Annotated in this window: 1 protein-coding gene; it reads right to left on the reverse strand. The window is 70.2% G+C overall.

Annotation, left to right across the window (positions count from 1 at the left end; all coding sequences use genetic code 11):
• On the reverse strand, positions 1–262 hold a 262-nt coding region (locus R2R70_RS21040; RefSeq protein WP_410979056.1), incomplete at both ends, for a PfkB family carbohydrate kinase.

Here is a 262-nt window from a genome sequence, read left to right on the forward strand (position 1 = left end):
GGCACGACGATGATCGCGTTGTCGCCGCCCGACACCGTGATCGAGGCGATGCCGGTGGCCTCGCGGCCGGTGCTCACGTGGCGGATGTCCACGCCTTCGCGCGCGAGCGTTGCCTTCAACTCGTTGCCGAACGCGTCGTCGCCCACGCAACCGATCATCGTCACGTCGGCGCCCAGACGTGCCGCAGCCACCGCCTGGTTCGCGCCCTTGCCACCCGGATGCGTCGAGAAACGCGTGCCGAACAGCGTCTCGCCCAGGCGGG

It is taken from the genome of Cobetia sp. SIMBA_158 (genome assembly GCF_046566945.1).
In the GTDB taxonomy this organism is placed as follows: domain Bacteria; phylum Pseudomonadota; class Gammaproteobacteria; order Pseudomonadales; family Halomonadaceae; genus Cobetia; species Cobetia amphilecti.